The sequence below is a fragment of the Streptomyces sp. 3-6 genome, from assembly GCF_056323165.1.
Window position 1 is genome coordinate 22,996 of the sequence record NZ_JBWHZP010000030.1, and the last position, 19,204, is coordinate 42,199.

Sequence of the window (19,204 nt, forward strand, 5' to 3'; positions counted from 1 at the left end):
GATCAAGCGACCACGCCAGGGCCTCGGGACGAGTCAGAGGGCGGGGAATGCGGGCGAATTCGGCACGCAGGGCCGCGCGGGGGTCATCGCGCAGTCGCGCGGCCCTGCGTGCCGAATTCGAAATTCTGGGCGTTGCCGAGATGTCCCGCTTGGGCAAGCGCGGCACGCAGGCCGGCGGCAGCGCGTTGCAGGGCGTCTTCGGCGGCGGCCTGGTCGGCGAGATAGGCGTCGGGAAGCTGGCTGCGGCGTCCATTGGTCAGAAGGTCCAGCTGCATGCGCATGAGCGTCTCGACGTCCGGAAGAGCATCGATCACGAGATCGATGACGGTCTCGCGGAGCCCGGCCGGACTGCCGGCGGCGTTTAGGCGGTCGCCCAGGTAGTGGTCGACGAGGTGGGTTGCGAACTCCCGAGGGTTGTTCATGCGCTGTCCTCGCTGGGGGAGAGGGCGGCGGCGATGGCGCGTGCGAGTGTCGGATGAGCTGCCCTTGCCGCAGGGGCGGGCGCCTGGTGGCCAGCGCGGGCCAGGATGGCGGACGCATCGGCACGGACGGACAGCACGTCACTGCCGCACAGCGTGACGAGCTGTTCGAGAAGGGCGGCATCCAGAGGTCCGTCGGGCAGGTGTCCTTGTAGGACGGTCAGGAGCCAGGTCAGGGGGCCAGCTCCGAGGTCGAAGGAGAGGACGCGTGCCAGGGCTGCCTGCGCCTGGCCGGAACGGCTGGCCAGCAGAACCGTCGCTGCGATCAGGGCGCGGCGCTTGTCGCCGCGTTCGGGCAGGGCAATCGTGGCCAACGCAAGTTCGCACAGTGCGGTGTCGATGTCGTGCAGGGTCGCCTGCTCCGGCACCGGGTGGTAGGCACCCTGGCCGAGACGGGCACGGCCCGGCAGACGGTGGGCGATGACGCCATACGCCGCATCCCAGCAGGCGAAAGCGCTGACAGCCGGGGGTGAAGCGAGCGGGGGCTGAACAGCGAACGCCGAGACCAGGGCCAGGCTGACACCGATAGTGCGGCTGTAGGACGCCTCGGCGACGGCCTGGGCCACCTGGTCTGCGAGGTTGCGGGCTGCGGTGGCCGGGTCCGCGTAGTGCGCCTGCTGCCACAGATCCAGCCGGTCATTGCCGCCGAAGGAACGCCATCCGCCGCCGCCTCGCATCTTGGTGTAGGCGAGCATGCCCGCCGTGGCGGCGAGAGGGCCGAAAACACCAGGATCGCTGTCCTGGCGCAAGCGAAGCCCCGAGGCGAGGTCGGCCAGCAGCTCAAGAGGGTTGGAGGCGTTCATCTCGTCGGCGATCCGGTGCAGGAACTGGGCGGCTGCGTCTGCTCCCTGACCGTCGATGACCTCCAAGAGCCGCCACCCGACCGCATTGGCCAGGGCATCCCTCGACCACCGTGGGCCCGAGGGGGCATCGTATGCCTTGCTGGTGCGGTCACGGACCGCAGCAAGCGCGCCAGCAGCACCTACGGGCAGCGTCGGGCGCTGCTGGGCGTGCAGATACGCGGCTGTGGTGGGGTGCTTCTCGGGGCCGAACCAGTCACGTGAGGTGTTGTTGGGCACGGGGCGGGGCGCCCAGGGCAAGCCGCCCTCACCGCCACAACGCTGTGCTGCTGTGCGCAGCGCAGAAGTGGGCTCGTCCCCGGCAGCCTGCGATGCGGCGATCAGTGTCTGGTCGTCGTAGGTGGAGGTGATTGCATTGGCCAGCACCGGCAGGAGACGCGATGCGCGGGCCGCGTCGTCGCCGGGCAGGTCAGCAAGCCTGGTGAGCAGAGCAACGTCCTGCCGGATACTGCGGCCATCGGGTCCAGCGGCGATGCGGAGCGCGGCCAGGACGACGGGGTCGGCCGTGTCAGCCTGCGTGGCCAGCAGCTGCCGGTGGGCCGCGCTTACCCGGCCATCGGGCAGCCCGGACTCGGCCAGCAGCACCTGGGCGCCCAACTGCGCGGCACCCCGCGGATCCAGGCGCGCAAGGGAACGCCACCACTCCTGCGGCGTTCCCGCCGTGCCCCGCCCGTCGGTGCAGTCCGCGACGAGATGGACAAGAGGCTGCGTACGCGCCAGACGCACCTGCGCCTGGACGGGATCGGCCTGCATGAGCTGAGGCAGCGGATCCAGCAGCTCCTCGATGGTGATGTCCTTGTGACCGCCATAGGCCCCCATGTAGCGGGCGGCACGCTCCCAGCACCGCTGCGCCTCGTGCGGGTCGTCGCAGGCGAGACTCACACGGGCCATCTCAAGCTCGAAGTCGGCGTCCTCCGCATACAGAGCACGGCGCTCGGCTTGCGCTCCGCGCAACGTGCGCATGAGCTCGTGCACGACGTCGGCCCCTGCCTGACCGACGCTCCCGGCGAGCAGGGACACCAGCTCCGTGGTGATCAGCGGGCCGGTTCCGGCCATGCCCATGAGAGAGGTGGTGGTGCCCTCGCTGACGGCTTGCAGGAAGGCGATGCCCACAGCGACATCATCGCCGCGCAGCAGGGCGACGGCGTCGTGCAACACCTGCCGCACCTGCCGGTGGATGTCCGCAAGATCGCAAGCCCGGGGGCTGCCCGTGAACGCGTGTGCATGCTGGGCAAGTTGTTCGAGCGCGACACGCACGGTGGCAGACGCGGTTTCGGCTGTGAGGATGCCCGCCTCGACGTCGCGGTGCAGGCCGACGGTGGCAAGGGTGAAGCGCAGCCAGGCACGGTAGAAGCCATCGCCGTCCAGGAGGGGGAGCAGTCGGGCGGGCGCCTGCGGATCGGCTGCATGGGCCACGGCCAGCAGTGTCAGCCACCTGTTCACCGGGCCGGACAGGCCACTGGCACGATCGGTCAGTACATCCTGTGTTGCTTTCGCGAGAACCGCGGCGATGTCCCCGGAAAAGAGCTCCTCGGCAAGGTCCGACACTGCCACACCATGGCGGAGCAGGCGCCGCGGGTCGCACGGCCCGCTGGCCCAGGCCGCGGTGGCCAGCGTGCGGGCAGACGGCAGCGCGCCGCCCGCCGTGCCATGGGCGTCCGCAAGGTGCAGCAAAAGGGCCGCGCGCCGGTCGGGCTGCTCGATGAGCTCCGCGCTCTCGAGCAACGGGTCTGGACCCAGACAGTCCAACAGCACACCCAGCGCATCCTCAGGCGAGGTCAGAGCCTCCTGGTCGAGGAACCGGGCGACCCGCTGCGCGAGCGTACGCGGGGCCTGCCCGAGCTCGACATCGTCAGCAGCCCGGGCTGGCAACCGGATCCGTCCGCGCAACTCCGCCAGGAACACCGACTCATCGCTCTCGGATCCGTAGTGGACACGCTCATCCTTGCGTGCCTTGTCCCAGGCCGTGAGGTACGCCTCCCACGGGGCGGCACAGCCGGCCCGGTCGACCGCCGCACACAGCTGCAGGCCCCACCGCGCCGCCAACGTGGTCACACCCTCGTACATCAGGCTTGCCGCCACGCGGTCGGCTCCCACCAGCGCCACCAGCACATCCGCATACGGCACCAGGGAACCTGGCAGGCCTTCGTCCTCATACGTCGCCCGCGCCCGGCTCAGTTCGACGCAGCGCACCAGTGTGGGCCAGTCGTTGCGGACCGCCGCACGCCGCGCGGCAACGGTCAGAGTGTGGACGATGGCCTGAGGCGGCTGCAGCCCGGCAATCGCGCGGGTGAGGAAATCGGGTTCGATTAGCAGAGCGAGTTCGTCATCGCGCCCCAGTGCGGCCAGCAGTTCGGGCAGGTGCCGGAACGCGCGGGGATCGGTGAAGAAGCCCCGTTGGGACAACCAGTCGGCGGCCTGGGACCGGACCTGATCGACCCACGTGTCGTCGCCATCGACCCGGCGGATGAAGCGGCTGAAGCTCTCATGATGGATCTTCAGTCCGCCGATGCCCGGCTGTTGCGCGACGATTGGTGCCACGCTGTTCAGCGCGGCACCGAGTTGCATTCCGGGCAGCGGGAAAATTTCCTCGAGCTCCGATGCACTCACAGCGAAGTCGCAGACTGCGAGCATGCTGACAGCAGAGCGCTGTCCGGGGGTCAGACCGGCCAGCAGATAGGCGTAGTAGTCGTCGAGGTCGTGCGCCGACGACGGCACCGTCCGCAACCTTTCCAGAGGATCGCCGGCACCATCCGGCGCCGGCGCCGCTCCCAGGCCCGGGGCAGGACCAATGGCCTGCCGGCACAAATACGTGGCGTACAGGGCGTTGCCTCGAGAGCGCTCCTCGATCGGTGCGACCGCGGTCCTCGCCCGCGCAGCGGGATCGAGCCCCTCACCGGCAGGGGAGGACGCCAGGGCCGTCAGCACGCCCAGGCGGTCCGCCAGAGCATGCAGTTCGGCGCGGTTGAGCGGGGCAACGGTGAGACGGGAGGCACCGGCGTCGACGGCCTCGAGGTGAGGGCCGGGCTGACTGGCCAGGACGAGCACGACACCGGGCGGCAGTTCCAGGGCGGAGAGGTCCGTGACCAGAGAGGCCGCCGGGTCCACCCGCGGACGAAAGGCGCTGCCGGTGGTGGATCCAAGAACCCGGCTGACATGGTCGATACCGTCCACGATCAGCGCGATCGGCCGGTCCGGTGCCAGGCCGCGCGCGGCAGTGACCGCGGCCGTGAGGGTCTCCGGCGTGGCCGCGTAGCGTGGCCTGACCTGCGCCAGCGCCTCTGGAACGGCCGTCCCCAGCTGCTTCAGCAGGCTGCCGATCACGACCTCGGTCAGCACACGCTGCTCACGGTCGATGTCCGCGGCACCGAGCCAGCAGTGATGCCTCACCGCCAGCCATGTCTCCCGCAGCGCATCCCCGAGCTGCTCACACAACCACGACTTGCCGATGCCGGGAGCGCCGGTGACCACCACGACACCCCCCTGCTGCGCAGCGTCCTTCACGGCCGCGACCACGCCCGTGAGCACCGTAGGACGTCTCACCTCGGTGGCACGGTCCACGGGGTGCCCCTCACGGACCGCTCCGAAGTCGACTTCCAGACTCAGACGAGGAAGCAGGTCCTCGACCATCACGGTCCCCGCCCGGCTGCGCGCCGCTTTGGCCGCCTCGATCAGGGCCAGCGCCACCTCCTCGGGTGTGCGATGCCGGTTCGGCGGCCGTCCGGCACCGAGTTCTTCGGTGATGCGGTGCAGCAAGGCCGCCTCGGCTGGCCCGGGCTCGCGGATGTTGAGCGAACACGCCGGAAGATCCGTGTCGACGACCAGGGATGCGCAAGCGCGGTTGAGCAGGTCATCACTGACCTGGGCGAGCATCTCCTTCCACGGAGCGTGTGCACGCAGCGCAGCGGCGTCGAAACGGAACCGTTTGCTGCTCAGGCCGTGCAGTGCAGGCCCGGGATCGGTGCTGGCGTGGGCCGGGCGCAGCACCCGGGTCAGCTCGGGATCCTCCGGCTGCATGTCGCGCACCACGAGGCGGTGCGAGGAACCCGGATCCGAGGTGAAGTCGTGGTCCATGGAGGAGAAGAGCAGATCCAGGCGTAGGCCTCGCTTGTCCTTTGTAAAACTCTCCAGCGACAACGCGCGGTCATAATCCGTGTGCTTAATCTGCAGCCGCTCGCGGCTGCCGGTGCTCCACTCGCACGTGATGTCATCGAATCGGTCGCCGGTGAACATCTTTGTGTCGACCAGCAGGGAATTCGCACGTCCCACCGCCAGGTCCACCAGTCGCAGCGCGGTGAGCAGGTCCTGGTAAGCGTAGCCAAGGTGTGTCGGGCGCAGCCCCATGCTCACCTCCAGCGTGCCTTGCTCACTTGGCACCCCCCATGGTGCGCGTCGCGGTCACTCTAACCTCCCTGACGTACCGGGACGGAACGGAAACCCAAGGAGAGATCGTGTGCGCAAGATCCAGCTGGCGCAGGAACACCTGGAAGGTTGGGCACCAGCAGCGGCTCTCGCACGCGAGATCGACGGCGGCGGCGGCCGCACTTGCCTGGTCGTCGACGGCTTCGCGTACCAGACAGGGGGCGTCAGGCTTCGACGTCGATGCCGTAGTCGGTGGCCAGGCCCGCCAGCCCGGTGTCGTAGCCCTGCCCGACGGCACGGGCCTTCCATCCGGTCGTGTGGCGATAGAGCTCCACCGCGATGGTGACGGTCTCACCCGAGGAGAAGGGGTCAGGTGTGAAGGCCAGTTGGGTGCGGGAGGGCTGGGTGATGTCTGCTTGCCACTGGGTGTGATGGTCGAAGACTGCGGCGGGTTGGGCCTCGAGGTCGATGCTGACGATGACGGCGATGGTTGCGATGTCGTCAGGGATGAGGCCCAGGTCGGCGGTGACGGTGTCCCCGCCGACGCTGACCCCGTCGTGACTGGGGTGGTTGTAGAAGACGAGGTCGTGGTCGCTGCGTACCTTGCCGTTGCGGGTGAGGAGTACAGCGGACACGTCAACGGGTGCGCCGGTGCAGGTGATGCGGACCGTCGTCGGCTCGGTGCGGATGGCTGCGTTGGCTCCCCTCGTCCGCAGTTGCAGGGTGCCGCTCTCCTCGCCGGGTAGCGGGCTGGTGGGGGAGCGGGTAGTGGCCGGGGCCAGGCTGGCACGGGTCAGCGTGGCAAGGACGCGCTCGAGGATGGGCCAGCCTTCGGTTTCCTCGCCTGGCCAGGGCCAGGTCAGGCGCTGGGCGCCGAACTCCTTGGCGGTCGGCGGCTGCCCGAGTGCTTCCTGCAGCTGGAGGTGGCGCAGGCTCTCGGTGGCCAGGCGGCTGAGCTGCCACTGACGTTGGGTTTCTTCCGGGTTGTTCACCCAGGTGTCGTGGTCGACGGGCTTGCCGCCCAGCTCCTGGTACACCCGGCGGGCGAAGTCGTAGCCGTCCTCAGTCAGTAGGCGGGTAGGCCGCTCCTGTTGGGATGGCGTCGGCTCGCCGATGGCCGTGTACAGCGCCCCCAGGTCGCCGCCCGTCCAGTGGTTGGCTGCCGTGGTCGCGAACCGCGCGAACTGGGGCAGGGTGGGGGGACGCCCCTTGGCGGCGACGAAGCGGTGATGCTGGTGGGCGACCTCCTCCAACTGGGAGCGCCAGCGGCCCTCCACGTAGGCACCGAGATACTGCTCGGCCCAGGCCCGCCGGTGCCGTGTGATGAGATCCCGTACCCGCTCGAAGCCGTCCCGGCGGGCGCCGTGACTCATGCTGGAGGTGAACGTCACCTGCCCGTACGGGGTCTCGACCGTACTGTCCTCGCTGTCCGTGATCTCCTCCTCCGGCCCCAGGAGTTGTTCGGCGGCTTGCAGTTCGCGGAAGAAGGCGCTGTCGACCGGGCATCCGGCCGCGCGCAGGGCGGCCAGCGGCCTGCTGTAGTAGCGGTCGACACGGTCCAAGGTGGTGCGGGAGTAGGGACCTTCGCACACGAACCAGGCGGTCAGGCCCACGCCGTGCCAGAACTCGGCCGCGGGACCCAGGGCTTCGGCCATGGTCTGGTGCGGGCGCGGGTTGCTGACGATGCTGCCGGGATACCGCGCAAGCGTCACCGTCTCCCACAGCCGCCCCACCCGTTCCAGGACATCGGCGGGCAGACGCTGCCGGTACAACTGAGGGGTGTACCCCTGCTCGGTCCGGTTCAGACTCATTAGATCCTGATCGACCAGCCCCCACAACGACGGCATTCCCCGTGACTGGCCGGCATGCGCCTGGTCGAAGCCCGCCCACCAGCCGCGCAGGGCCGCAGCCCGCTCCTCCACCGGAGACAGAGAACTGCCGCCGCCGAGGAAGGCCGCGAGCATCGCATGGACCTCGTCCTCCGCGATGCCCGCCTCGGCAGCCATGCCGGCCGTCTGCGTGGCCATGCCGACGTACAGACGAGGCTCGGGCAGAGCGGTGATGATCTCCTCATCCGGGTGCGGGGGAGCCTGAAGGTAATCCAGCACAGCCAGCCAGTCGCCCCCGAAGTACGCGGAGACGACCGGCTGCAGCTCTTTGGTGAGCACCCGGCGCGCCAGGGCTGTGCCCGTCCTGGCCTTCTTGGCGAAACCAGCCATCAGCCCTTGCAACCGCTGGATCCGGTGACGTGCCGCAAGCTGCACGAGGTCGGCGGCGGCAAGGGTGTCCAGCAAACGAAGGCGGGCCTGCTGCTGTCCCACACGGTCCAGCTGGTGCCAGCCGCCGCCGAAGCGGAAGGCTTCCAGCGCGCTCTCGTCGATGCCCAGCAGCCGGTAACGCTCCTCGATGAGTGTCCAGAACCGCTGCTGTTCTGTGCGAGGGAAGATCTCTCCTGCCGCCCGCAGCCGGATGGGCTGAAGCAGTGTCTCGAACAGCGGCACCAGCAGCGCCCACAGCAGCACCGTGTCCCAGTCCTCCACAGCGGTGAGGCGGGCGGTCTCATCGGCGGCCAGCGTCAGAGCGTGGCCAGGGCGTTCCCGCAGCAGATACGGCAGATTGACTGCCCCTGCCTTGACCGAGAGTTTCTGGGGCAGGTACCACGCCCCGAGCCGCTGCTGCTCCTGGACCCCGAAGGCGTTGACGCAGAAGACTTCCTCTTCCCGGGTGAGGGCCGTCACCTTGGCGGTGTCCGGCGTGTGGCGTCCTCGGCCGGGGACGACGGTGGCCACCGGCCGTCCGGCGAACCCTGCGGCCAGCAGCCTGGCCGCCAGGGCGTCGATGTCGGCGAACCGTTGCTGCTGCCCGGCCGCCCGCTCCAGGGTGAGCGCCTGCTCGGGACTGCATTCCACGGCCGGCTGCCACCAGCGTGTCGGGTCACTGGCCACCGGTCAGCCTCCGCATGGTTTCGACGAACTGCTCAAACGGCACCGGCGCAGCGGTCTTCTGCGCATAGACGGCGTAGCGCTGGGCCATCAGCTGCATCTCCCGCTCCGTTCTTCGGGCCTCCACACGGTCCAGCTCGTGCACCACGCGCTGCTCGACGCGTCCGCGCTCGTACAGCACGAACGCGTCCACACCGCCCAGACCCCCGCCGGCCCCCTCCGCGGCGCCGCCGGGGCCGGGGAGATCCCCTTCCATGGTGGTGGCGTCGATCAGCGGGACATCCAGGAGCACAGCGGGATCCATGTCGTTGTCCGCGCACATGGCCTCCAGATGCTCCTCCAGGCCGAGTTCGGCATGGCAGACCACGTCCAGGTACTGCTGGTCGGCAGCCACCGCGGTCTGGCGCAGGACGCGGACACCGCGGCCGACGAACTGGTAGAACTCGCCGAAGCTGCCATAGGGGCGCAGCGGTACGACCACGGTGATGGGCGGGAAGTCGTAGCCCTGGCCGAGCATCCGCAGCTGCACGATGCCCTGCAGATCCCCGGCGTCGGACTCGAAGCGCCGCCGGGTGGAGGCGATCGCGGAGGCGGGCATGCTGTGGTGCAGCGTGGCACTGGGGATCCCGTACTCCTCGGCGATCCGCGCGATCTGTTCAGCATGCGCCTGGCCCATCGCCGCGAACAGCACCCTCGGCTTCACGGGCGCCAGCAGCTTGGCCTGTGCATCCAGACACGCCCGCGTCACGGCCATCACCTGGCGGATCGGCGCCTCGGACTGTGCGGTGATGCGTGCCATCTTCCGCTCGTCGCCCAGCGTGGCCAGCAAAGCATCACGGCCCACGATCTGCTCGCGCCGCCCGTCCGGCCACACCGCCTCATACACCGTCGACGCCACCTCGGGAGCGAACCGGTGCACCCGCAGGTTCTTCGCCGACCCGTCCGCGACGGAGTCGACCAGCCGGTAGCGGTAGACGACATCGGCGTCGATCGGCTTGCCGTCCAAACGCTGGAAGCACGCCGACATCAGCAGTGTGCGCGCACCCTGGAAGTGGGCGAACAGCCGCTGGTAGGAGGCGCTGGCCGCGATGTGCGCCTCGTCGACGACGATGAAGTCGATGTCCTCCGCCTCCAGCTTGGCCAGCAGGTCCCCGTCACTGTCGCCCGTGCCCAGCGCATGGAAGTTGGTGACCAGGATGTCCGCAGCCAGGAGCCGCTTACGGCTGACCTGGCTGATCTGCCCGTCGTCCGCGTCCAGGACGAGCGTGGCCGGCGGACGGGCACCGGGCAGCAGCGGCCCGCCCGCCAGCCCATACAGGACGTTGCCCGGTATCCCCGGATCGAGGGCCTTGGCGAAGGTGCCGCGGATGACCGAGCCCGGGGTCACCACCAGCGCCCGCCGTCGGCTGAACGACAACGCGGCCGCCACCCCCAGGGCCGTCTTGCCCGACCCCACCGCCATCACCGCAGCCGCATGCCGGCCGCCGGAGGCGTAGTAGTTCGCCAACGAGGCCAACGCCTCGTCCTGGCACTCCCGCAGCGGCGCCCGGTCCACCCTGGCCCGCTCACCGGCGAAGTACGCCCCGCCTGAAGGCAGTTCGGCACCGCCAGGCGGATCGGCGGCCCGCATCGGATCGCCAGCCATGTCCGGGATCCCGATGCGAGGCACGGCAGTCACCAGCGGCGCCAGGAGCGGATCCTGCCTCAGCATCGCCTGCAACTGGGCCACACAGCGCGCCGTGTCCGTACGCACCGCATCGTAGGAGAACCGCAGAATGGTCAGGCCGGTCGCGGCCAGATCGTTCTGTCGCAGCCGGTCGTAGGTGAACGCGGCCCGGTCACTGTGGAAGGCGAACCCGTCGAGCTCGACGGCCAACTGCAGCGCCTCACCCGCGATCAGGTAGTCCAGCCGGTAAGCGCGCTCGTTGACGGTGACCGGGTGCTGACTGCGGATCCGCGCAACGATCGACGCGTCCACGGCCGGCGTGAGCACCCACCGCAAGAACGCCTCCTCCAAGTAGGAGGCAGCCGGGATCAGTCGCTCCAGGCCCGCACTCATGACGATCCGCCCTGTGCCGCAGCCTCGGCAACCAGCGCCTGGGCTTTCTCCGACAGCCGGGCCGCCACATCCTCGCCCTGCCCGAAACGGGCCAACCGCCGCGCCAGCTCAAGTGCTTCCGCGAAGGCGCCCTCGCGCTCCAGCAGGCCGATCAACCGTGGCACCGACGACACCCGCACAAACGCCGCCGGAGCATCAGTGGTGTCGAAGGACACGGCGTGCGGGGTTGCTTCCATCAACTCCAGGTCCAGCAGGGCGAACACCTCAAGCGCGGCGAGGGCCCCAGGCTCCGCACGACGGGTACTCCACAGTCGATCGACCGCGCTCTGCAGAACAAAGTGGTAGTCCCTGGCCGAGCCCGGAAGCTCCAGCGCCTCCCAGACACGGGCGATCAGCTCAGCGCCGCGCGCGTCGAACGGCACATGCCGGCTGGCCGGTGTCGCAGACGTACTCCCCTCGGCGGTCGGCCACATCGGCGAGCCGTACGACTCGTCCGGACGAACCCCTGCGCCCGGCAGCGCCTCCCGCATGACACCCGGGCTCCCGGCAAAGGCAAGGCCAGGGACAGCCGCCATGCGCTCAAACCACGCCCCCACGTTCCCCCTTCACACAAAAAAGAGGCCTGCACCCTCACCTACAGCGAAGTCGCCCCACCCGCCCCCTGCGGTACTTCATTGTCGCAGCCACACTCTCGCCGGCCGAAGAACGGGAACCAGACGCCCTTTTCGCCCACTCGACCTCGTGTCCGGAGTCGGGAATTTCGCTTCACACACCTCTCGGCCAGCTGTACCAGGGACGGTGCAAGCCCTGGACGATTTCGGGTCAATCCGATTTTCCAGGTGGCCTGACCAGGGACGAACGACGTACCTGCGTTTCACGACGGTGAACACGTCAGCCTGAACGGGCGCCGATCAGGCTGGCCTTGAGAGCGTCGGCGAGGGAACCTTGAGGCATCGACGGCGGGATACGCCTCGCACCAATCCCTTCCCGAATCACCCGGGTTGGGGACCTCACCCCTACCTTCCTGGAGCTGCTCATGTCCGCCCTTCCCCTGCCCGCCGCCAGCCCCGAGCCGCCGGCGTTCTGCGCCAGCCACCTCCCTGCCCGCACCCAGCCGAGTCGGCTGGGCATCCCCGAGGTCGTGGTCATCGTCGTGGTCGTCCTGGCATCGGCCGGACTGGCCGCCGGCAACCGGCCCGTCCCGGCCGCGCTGGTCGTGGTGGCCGCCGCAGTGGCCGACCTGATCACCGGCCGCCGCTCCAGCTACGTCGCCAAGCCCTCCCGCCGCACCCGGTGACATGGGCCGCCCCACCAAACCTGTCGCCGCCGGCACCAGCCCCCGGCTGCGGGCCCTGGCCGTCTACCTGCGCCAGCTCAAGGACGACACCCGTACCACCTACGCCACCCTGTCCGAGCGCACCGGCCCACCGGGCGCGCCCGGGTACCGCGGAGCCTCCACCCTCAGCCAGGCCGCCCGCGGCACCCACCTGCCCCCGCTCGAGACCGTCCTCGCCTACGCCCGCGCTGCCGGCGATCCCGGCAGCCACTCCACGCAGAGGCGAGAAGCGACAGCCCTGAGCCTGTGGAAGGCAGCTGCAATCGAGAAGGCCCGCCCACACCTGGCTGGTCGCGGCCGACGGACCCGGCAGGTCCGCACCCCCGCCTCCCTGGGCCAGGAACTGACGCGGCTGCGCCTGAGGGCCGGCCGGCCCTCTTACCGCGCCATCGAGAAGGCAACCAAGGCCGACGGGCACCGTGTACCGCGTTCGACAGCCCACCTGATCCTCATCGGGAAGGTCCTGCCCGGCCGCGAGCAGTTGGCCGCGCTCCTGAAAGCCTTCGACGTGAGCGTGGCGGACGCCGCACAGTGGCACGCGGTCCTCGACCGCATCGAGGACCGCCGGCGACCGCCCGAGCCGCCCCGGCGAGGCAGAGGGTACGCGTGCGCCGACGCCGACCCGGCCGTGCAGGAGTACTTCGAACGCCGTGAGCGCGACGAGGAGATCAAGCGCCGTACCGGGCAGATCCATCCGGACGAGACGTACGAGGACTACGAGGAACGGATGCGCGAGAGGACGTTCCAGCAGCAGTCCTCGGACATCTGGCTGTATGAGGACCACGACGAGCCGGAGGACGAGGCCCAGAGGCAAGCATGGGCCGGTGAGCAGGCCGCCTTCCGTGCCCAGCTGAAGGCATTGGTAGAGCCCGCCACCCCCACGGGGCACGGTGCCGATCACGCCTGACACCTCCCGAACCACCTGCCTGCCATCCTCCCGGGCAGGACCGGCCTGATCACCCACGACACCAACCCAAGCGTTACATAATTCCGGGGCGAATATTATGTAACGTCGGCTAGACTGGGGGGCAACGTTACATTTTTAGCGGCGCGGTCGTTTCGCAGAGGCGGCCGCTGCCGAGCCGACTGCCCGACCTTCCCCTTGCGATCCGCTTGCCACTTGCTCTTGGAGTCCCGGGTGTCCTCCTCACGTTCATCCCGCACCGCCGGTGAGGCGTCTTCCGGCGCTGCCGTGCCGGGCAACCCCGCCCACACCGCTCCGCCTGCAGCCTCACAGGAGCCGTCCGACCAGGCTCCGCGCTGGGCGGGCAACTGGCCATTGAGTTTTCCCACGCCTCCCACACCATCCTCAGCGGCCAAGACAGCCTCCGAAGACGCCAGCCGCCGACACGGCGATGACAGTCAACCCGAGTCAGCTGAGGGCCCGTTGTACGAGCGGGGAACAACCTCCGCCGCCCCTGACGCGGAAACACCACACGCCCTGACGCGCACCGGCCCCGCGACGCTGCACGAGGCCCGCAGCACACTCAAGCAGCTGATCAACGCCGCCATCCAAGGGCACCCCACACCCCTGACGCGTGGCCCGCACCATGCACTGCTCACCACGCCCGCCCACGCAACCGAACTGGGCTGGGACCTCACCCAAGCCCCCACCCACAGCTTCGTGGACGCCCGCAAAAAGCTGGGGGATCTGATCCAGTACGGCGCCGAGGGCCACCCTCAGGTGCTGTGCCGCCACAAGACCCCCGTCGCCGTCCTGCTTGCCGCAGCCGCGGACGGCACCCCCACCCCGCCCGCACTTCAAGCCGAGCCAGTACCCGACACAGCGGCTCCGGCTGCAGCAGCAGCCCCGGACTCCGCCACAACACCCCCGCAAGCAGTCCAGACCCCCCTCCCGACCACAACAGCCGAAGCCGAAGTCGAGGCCGCGAAAGACCTCGCGCCCGCACCGACCACTCCTCCTGCCGAAGCGGCCGCTGCACCCACCACGCCCTCGGAACCACAGCCGGAACCGACGCCAGCAGCCCAGGACACGCCTGCACCTGCCAGTACCCCCGCCTCACGCGGCACCACCCCAGCCACACCGGCCCCGTCGGCCACCCCCACCGGCTCCCCGGCCGCTCCCACCCCCGCACCCAGCCCCCCGACACTCCAGCACCCGCTCACACCACCGGCCGCCCTCCCCGCACCCCCCTCGGCCCCGCCCGAGCCGGGCCCGCCGGGCCCCACTCCCGCGACGCCCGGGACCAGTCACGAGACCGTCATCCCGGCCAGCGGCCCACCAACTATCACTGCGCCACGCACCCCGCGACGCCTGGCCGCACTCGCGCAAGCCCTCGACACCGTCCTTCCCACCACCGCCCCCACCGGTGAAACCGCCACACTCACACCCCTGATGGGCCTGCCGACCGGCATCCGCACCCTGGACGACGCCCTCGGCGGCCTCCAGCCCGGCCGCTTCTATCTCGTCGCCGCCGCCCCAGGAGCCGGATCCAGCCTGATCGCCACCGCCGCCGCACGCACCAGCGCCCTCGACCAGCACCAACCCGTCCTGTACGCCGCCTCCGGACTCACCCGCGCCGACATCGCCGCACGCATCGTCGCTGCACACCTGCCCGTCGACTACCGCCGCCTGCGAGCCGGCCGCCTCACCCCCACCGAGCAGGACGACACCGCGGCCCTCCACCACCACCTGGCCCAAGCCCCGCTGTACATCGACGACGGCACCGACCTGACCACCGACGCGATCGCCGAGAGCGTTCCGGACGTGCCCGGCCTAGCCCTCGTCGTGGTCGACCGCCTGCAGACCACCGAAGACCCCCGGCTGCCGCTGTCCGGCCTGACTCAGATCACCGACGCCGCCCAGGCCCTCGCCCACTTGGCCCGCACCCACGAGCTCCCCGTCCTCGCCGCCGTCGATACCGACGACCCCCGCCTGATCGCCGCGCTCAGCCTCGACATCACCATCACCCTGACCCGCGACGCCGACCAGATCCACGCCACCGTCGCCGAACGCGACCTCGGCCCGCAGGCCACCCTCACCCTCCACGCCGACCTCGCCCACGCCCGCATCACCGACCCGGCCACCCCCTACGCCAGCCCCACCACCCCAGCGCCGCCACCGACCGCGAGCCTGCACACCCCGGCACAGCCCCCGCAGGCGCCTCTTCCAGCCCCCACCAGCCCGCCCCAGGAGCCCACGCCCACCGAGCCCGTCCCGACAGGCCACACCGCCGCCCCACGCAGGCCATCGCCCCGCCGCCCCGCCGCCCCACCTCCGCCAGAGGGCGGCTACGCAAACCGGGACTACAGCTACTTCACCGGCATGATCACCCGCGCCGTCGACGAAGCCCTCCACGACCACGACGGTGACATCGCCGCCGCAACCGAAGCCCTGGTGAAAAAGGCCGTACCGAACGCAATGGCTCTGTTCGAGGCAACCCGCGTCGGCGGAAATTACGAGCACACCGTCTACCCGGAAACCCTCGAATTCCTCCGAAAGAAAACCAAGGACGGCGCCGACGAAATCTGGGAGGGCCGCCACAACTGGACCAACACCCACCTCATGGACGCCCTCCAAAACGGCACCCACCCCCCGATCATCGTCAACGCCCTCGACACCAACGCCAGCTTCCTGTCCGCCTTCAAGACCCACCTGCCCATCGGCGCCCTGATCCACGACCCCCACGGCGGCTTCGACCCCAAACGCTCCGGCATCTACCGCCTCCCTACCCGCCCCACCTGGCACCACCCCCACCTGCCCGACCCGATCGGCAACCGCCGTGAAGACGGCCCCGTGCTCCTCGACGACGCCACCATCCGCCTCCTCATTCGCTGCGCTCGCCTCGGCCTGTGCGAGGCCCCCCACATCACCGAGCGCTGGACCTCCGGCGCCAGCGAAGGCCTCCTGGAAAAATTCCGCCGCGTCCTGACCGAAGCCCGCAAAAAAGCCATCGAAGCCGACGACACGATGACCGTCGAATACATCAAAGCCATGTACTCGAAATTCACCTCCACCATCGGAGAATCAAGCGTCAACCGCGACATCCGCCGACCCGACTGGATGCACATCATCCGCTCCCAGGCATTCGCTAACCTCTGGTATAAATCCCACCGAGCCCACAGCAACGGCCTGACCGTCGTCCGCGTCCGCGGCACCGACGAACTCCACGTCGCCGGCGACTGGCGCACCGTATTCACCGAAGGACGCCTCACCACCCAGATGAAACAAAAAGACCAGTACCCCCTGCCGAGGAAGAGCGCTCGATAGATGTCGACCGACGGTTGGAAGAACTTCGGCAACTACGGGGCAGACCGCGACCCGGGAAACGTCCACGGAAGAATCGCCCTCGCCCGCGCCCTCGAAGACGCCCTCGAGCGCATGATCATCGACGGCGGAATCAAATCCCCGGTCGACACCCGCCGCGGCCTGAAAGCCCGCATGCGTTACCTCACCACCACCAAAGGCGGCCCCCAAGCCTTGGCCGACGCCGGCATCCACGCCACCCCCGCCACGATCCGCGCCTGGACCCGCGGCACCCAGCGCCCGCGCCCGGCCAACCTTGAAGCGATCGACACCGCCTACTGGAACCTGCGAGCCCACAACGTGCTCGCCAACCCCGGCGCCCTCAAGCAGCACCTCAACCGCAATGGCCGCGGCACCCGCATCGAGATCCACCCCGTCAACCAGACCGCCGTCGACGAGCCACGCCGCCGCGACAACCTGAGGATCCAGCACCGGCAGGTCCGCTACATCTGGGACGATGCCGTCGACGCCCTCGTCGCCAGCGACCTGGACACCATGGAAGACCTCTGGGACGACATCATCGCCGAACTCGACTCCGACTGGGGCGCCTACACCTACGTCTCCTACATCGGCATTGGCGCCTGACACGACTGCCCGCAGGACCTGATCGGCCCAAAGCGGCGCTCGGCAACCACGGCACGCTGATGGTCTGCGGGGGGAGTGTCGGTGGAACGTCGTCGTCTGGGCGTCAGTGATGCAGGTGCGGTGACCTGTTTGTTGGCGCTGACGGGTGGTGCTCACTTGTTGCTGGTATGAGTGACGAAGGGCCATGTCATTCTCACGTCGACCGCCAACGACTCCGCCTGATCGCACCATCGCCATAGCGCCCCTCCCTGGAGTACGGCTGCAGGCCGGCCACACCTGGACACCGGACATCATCGTGCTTGGGAACGGACAGGCAGCTGTCTTCGAAGGGGACGGACCTCACGACCGAGACCGCCGCCGGTACGCCGATGACAGAAACCGAGACCTTCAGTGGCAGCGCTGCGGGATCCAGGTCGTCCGCCTGCCCGTGGAGGACATGCAGCAAGGCGAGCAGCTCACCAACCGACTCAAGGAAGAGCTTTCACGGCACCTCTGGCCCCGGTGACCAAAGTGGCGGGCGGTCATCGACGACCGCCCTCGTACTCTCCGAGACGGCTCCGAGCCGCTTCGAGAAGATCTTGTTCGGGCTGCGCCGCTCATTCCAACCCGAGGTCGGCCAGAGCCTAGAGCTTGTCGGCGGTGAGCATCGCGCGCTTCGTCTTCGCGTCCGAGTCTCGCAATGTCGGGAGAATCCCCAGCTACAGGTGGTTGACACTTGAGACAATGCGGTCATGCCTCTGACCGGAGCCGAGTACGAGCGGCTTACCCAAACCGCGCCGACACTCGACAGTGAAGCGGACGGGCGCTGGATAGCCTGTGACGAGTCGGGCTACGACGGCGAGGATCTTCTGAGCGAAGGCCTCTACATGATGGTGGCCGGAGTCGCCGTCGACGACGCGGAAGCCGAAGGCATCGTGCGCGACCTGCGCACAGAGACCAACATCCAGCCGGCCGTCCGCGATCTGAAGTTCAAGCACTTCCAGCGTGGAGACCGACTGCAGAAGCTCAGCCGCCTGTGGCAGAAGGACGGCGCACTGCACGGACGATGTTCGGTTTACGTGGTCGACAAGCGATACGGAATCATGAGCAAGGTCATCGACCTCCTGGTCGAAGAAGAGGCCTGCCTACGCGGCATCGACCTGCATGAAAACAGGCAGGCCAGAAGGCTTGCCAGAGCCCTCGCCTGCGACGGCCGGCGTGCGCTGAAGAACGACCGCTTCAACAAGCTGGAGCAGGCCTTCGTTGCCTTCGCCCGCCGCAGAGACCCCGGCGACCGGCAGGCCGTCATCCAGACCTTTTACGAAGAAGTGGAGGCGGCCTGGACCATATCGACCCGGCGCAACGTCACCGAGGCCCTGCGATGGCATCGGGACACGCGTGCCCACGCGGAGGCACTTCACGACGACGTAGCGCCTCAACAGCCGCCGCACCTGGAGCTTCTGGACACCGCGCTCGCCACCCTGACAAGAGCCTGGAGTGAGCGCTTGGGAGCGATCAGCGTCCTTGCTGACGAACACCGAGAACTCACGGACGCCCGGCTGGAGGTGACCAGAAACGTCCTGCGCTCCGGGGTCGGCGCTACGCCTTCCGTCATGCACCGGCGCCTTCGCATCCAGCGCATAGTGCGCGGGAGTTCCCATGATCACGCGTCCATTCAGCTTGCCGACCTGCTCGCTGGCGCGGCGGGAAGCGTGGCCAAGGGCGGCCCCGGCAACCCCACCGACGCCAGCGCGTTGCTGCGTCCGATCATCCTGCCGCTGATCGAGCAGACATCGCTCGTGCCCGCCGAAGGGCCTGACCCCTTCAGCCGCGACCGGATGTGAAGAGCGCCTGACAAGCGCCCCCGAGCCGTTCCACGCCAGCATGCTCGGGCGGATCGACGGGGGGAACGTTGAGACCGATCTGATGTAAACCAGCGCTATGGACACGAAACAGGTCTTCTGCGCCCGCTGTAGCAGCGCGGACTCCCTCAACATCCGTATCGGCACGGAGATCGCGGAGGGCTACTGAGGCTTTTCCATCATCGGCCTGAGCTGGCCAAATGCAGGGTGAGGACGGCTTGGATGAGGCTGGTGATCCGGGTGGTCGAGCATCGGATCTTGCGAAGGAGACGCCAGGACTTGAGGGTGGCCATGGCCTGCTCGACGAGTGCGCGGATCTTCGCGTGGGACCGGTTCACCGCCTGCTGACCGGTGGACAGGGTCTTCCACCGCCCCCAGCACGGGGTGCGGACCGTACCGCCGGCACCCCGGTAGCCCTTGTCGGCCCAGCATGCGATGCCGGCCTCGGCGAGGGCGTCGACGATGCCATGTTC

At 69.0% G+C, this 19,204-nt stretch carries 11 protein-coding genes; 5 read left to right on the top strand and 6 right to left on the bottom strand.

Annotated elements, in window-relative coordinates:
- Nucleotides 1–83: 83 nt before the first annotated feature.
- The 5 genes from AC02VZ_RS24975 to AC02VZ_RS24995 form a co-directional block, all read right to left on the bottom strand.
- Nucleotides 84–422: a hypothetical protein gene (locus tag AC02VZ_RS24975; protein ID WP_476476449.1), complete on the bottom strand. Its 339-nt coding sequence runs from the start codon at nt 420–422 to the stop codon at nt 84–86.
- Entirely contained in the window at nt 419–5,683 is a 5,265-nt protein-coding gene (locus tag AC02VZ_RS24980) for an AAA family ATPase (protein WP_476476450.1), read from the bottom strand. Before AC02VZ_RS24980 ends, AC02VZ_RS24975 begins: the two co-directional genes overlap by 4 nt.
- Nucleotides 5,684–5,925: 242 nt before the next feature.
- Nucleotides 5,926–8,646, bottom strand: coding sequence for a TerD family protein (locus AC02VZ_RS24985; RefSeq protein ID WP_351115459.1), 2,721 nt, complete (start codon nt 8,644–8,646; stop codon nt 5,926–5,928).
- Entirely contained in the window at nt 8,636–10,702 is a 2,067-nt protein-coding gene (locus tag AC02VZ_RS24990; RefSeq protein ID WP_351115458.1) for a DEAD/DEAH box helicase family protein, read from the bottom strand. Before AC02VZ_RS24990 ends, AC02VZ_RS24985 begins: the two co-directional genes overlap by 11 nt.
- Nucleotides 10,699–11,232 (bottom strand): hypothetical protein, encoded by a 534-nt coding sequence (locus AC02VZ_RS24995; protein ID WP_007387412.1) that lies wholly within the window; start codon nt 11,230–11,232, stop codon nt 10,699–10,701. Before AC02VZ_RS24995 ends, AC02VZ_RS24990 begins: the two co-directional genes overlap by 4 nt.
- 506 nt (nt 11,233–11,738) lie before the next feature.
- On the opposite strand from AC02VZ_RS24995, the gene AC02VZ_RS25000 reads away from it, so the two are divergent.
- From AC02VZ_RS25000 to AC02VZ_RS25020, 5 genes are all read left to right on the top strand, one after another.
- Nucleotides 11,739–11,999 carry a hypothetical protein gene (locus AC02VZ_RS25000; protein ID WP_351115456.1) on the top strand — a complete coding sequence of 87 codons (261 nt, stop codon included), beginning with the start codon at nt 11,739–11,741 and terminating at the stop codon, nt 11,997–11,999.
- 1 nt (nt 12,000) lies between these two features.
- Entirely contained in the window at nt 12,001–12,945 is a 945-nt protein-coding gene (locus tag AC02VZ_RS25005) for a hypothetical protein (protein ID WP_476476451.1), read from the top strand.
- Nucleotides 12,946–14,394: 1,449 nt separating this feature from the next.
- The gene (locus tag AC02VZ_RS25010) at nt 14,395–16,269 is read left to right on the top strand and encodes a DnaB-like helicase C-terminal domain-containing protein (RefSeq protein WP_476476452.1); all 1,875 of its coding nucleotides are present in this window, start codon (nt 14,395–14,397) and stop codon (nt 16,267–16,269) included.
- The gene (locus AC02VZ_RS25015; RefSeq protein ID WP_351115453.1) at nt 16,270–16,890 is read left to right on the top strand and encodes a hypothetical protein; all 621 of its coding nucleotides are present in this window, start codon (nt 16,270–16,272) and stop codon (nt 16,888–16,890) included.
- A 731-nt stretch (nt 16,891–17,621) separates the two neighbouring features.
- Nucleotides 17,622–18,713, top strand: coding sequence for a DUF3800 domain-containing protein (locus tag AC02VZ_RS25020; RefSeq protein ID WP_476476453.1), 1,092 nt, complete (start codon nt 17,622–17,624; stop codon nt 18,711–18,713).
- Nucleotides 18,714–18,910: 197 nt separating this feature from the next.
- On the opposite strand, the gene AC02VZ_RS25025 is transcribed toward AC02VZ_RS25020, so the two are convergent.
- The coding region (locus tag AC02VZ_RS25025) for a transposase family protein (protein WP_476476454.1) at nt 18,911–19,204 on the bottom strand (294 nt) is incomplete at its 5' end.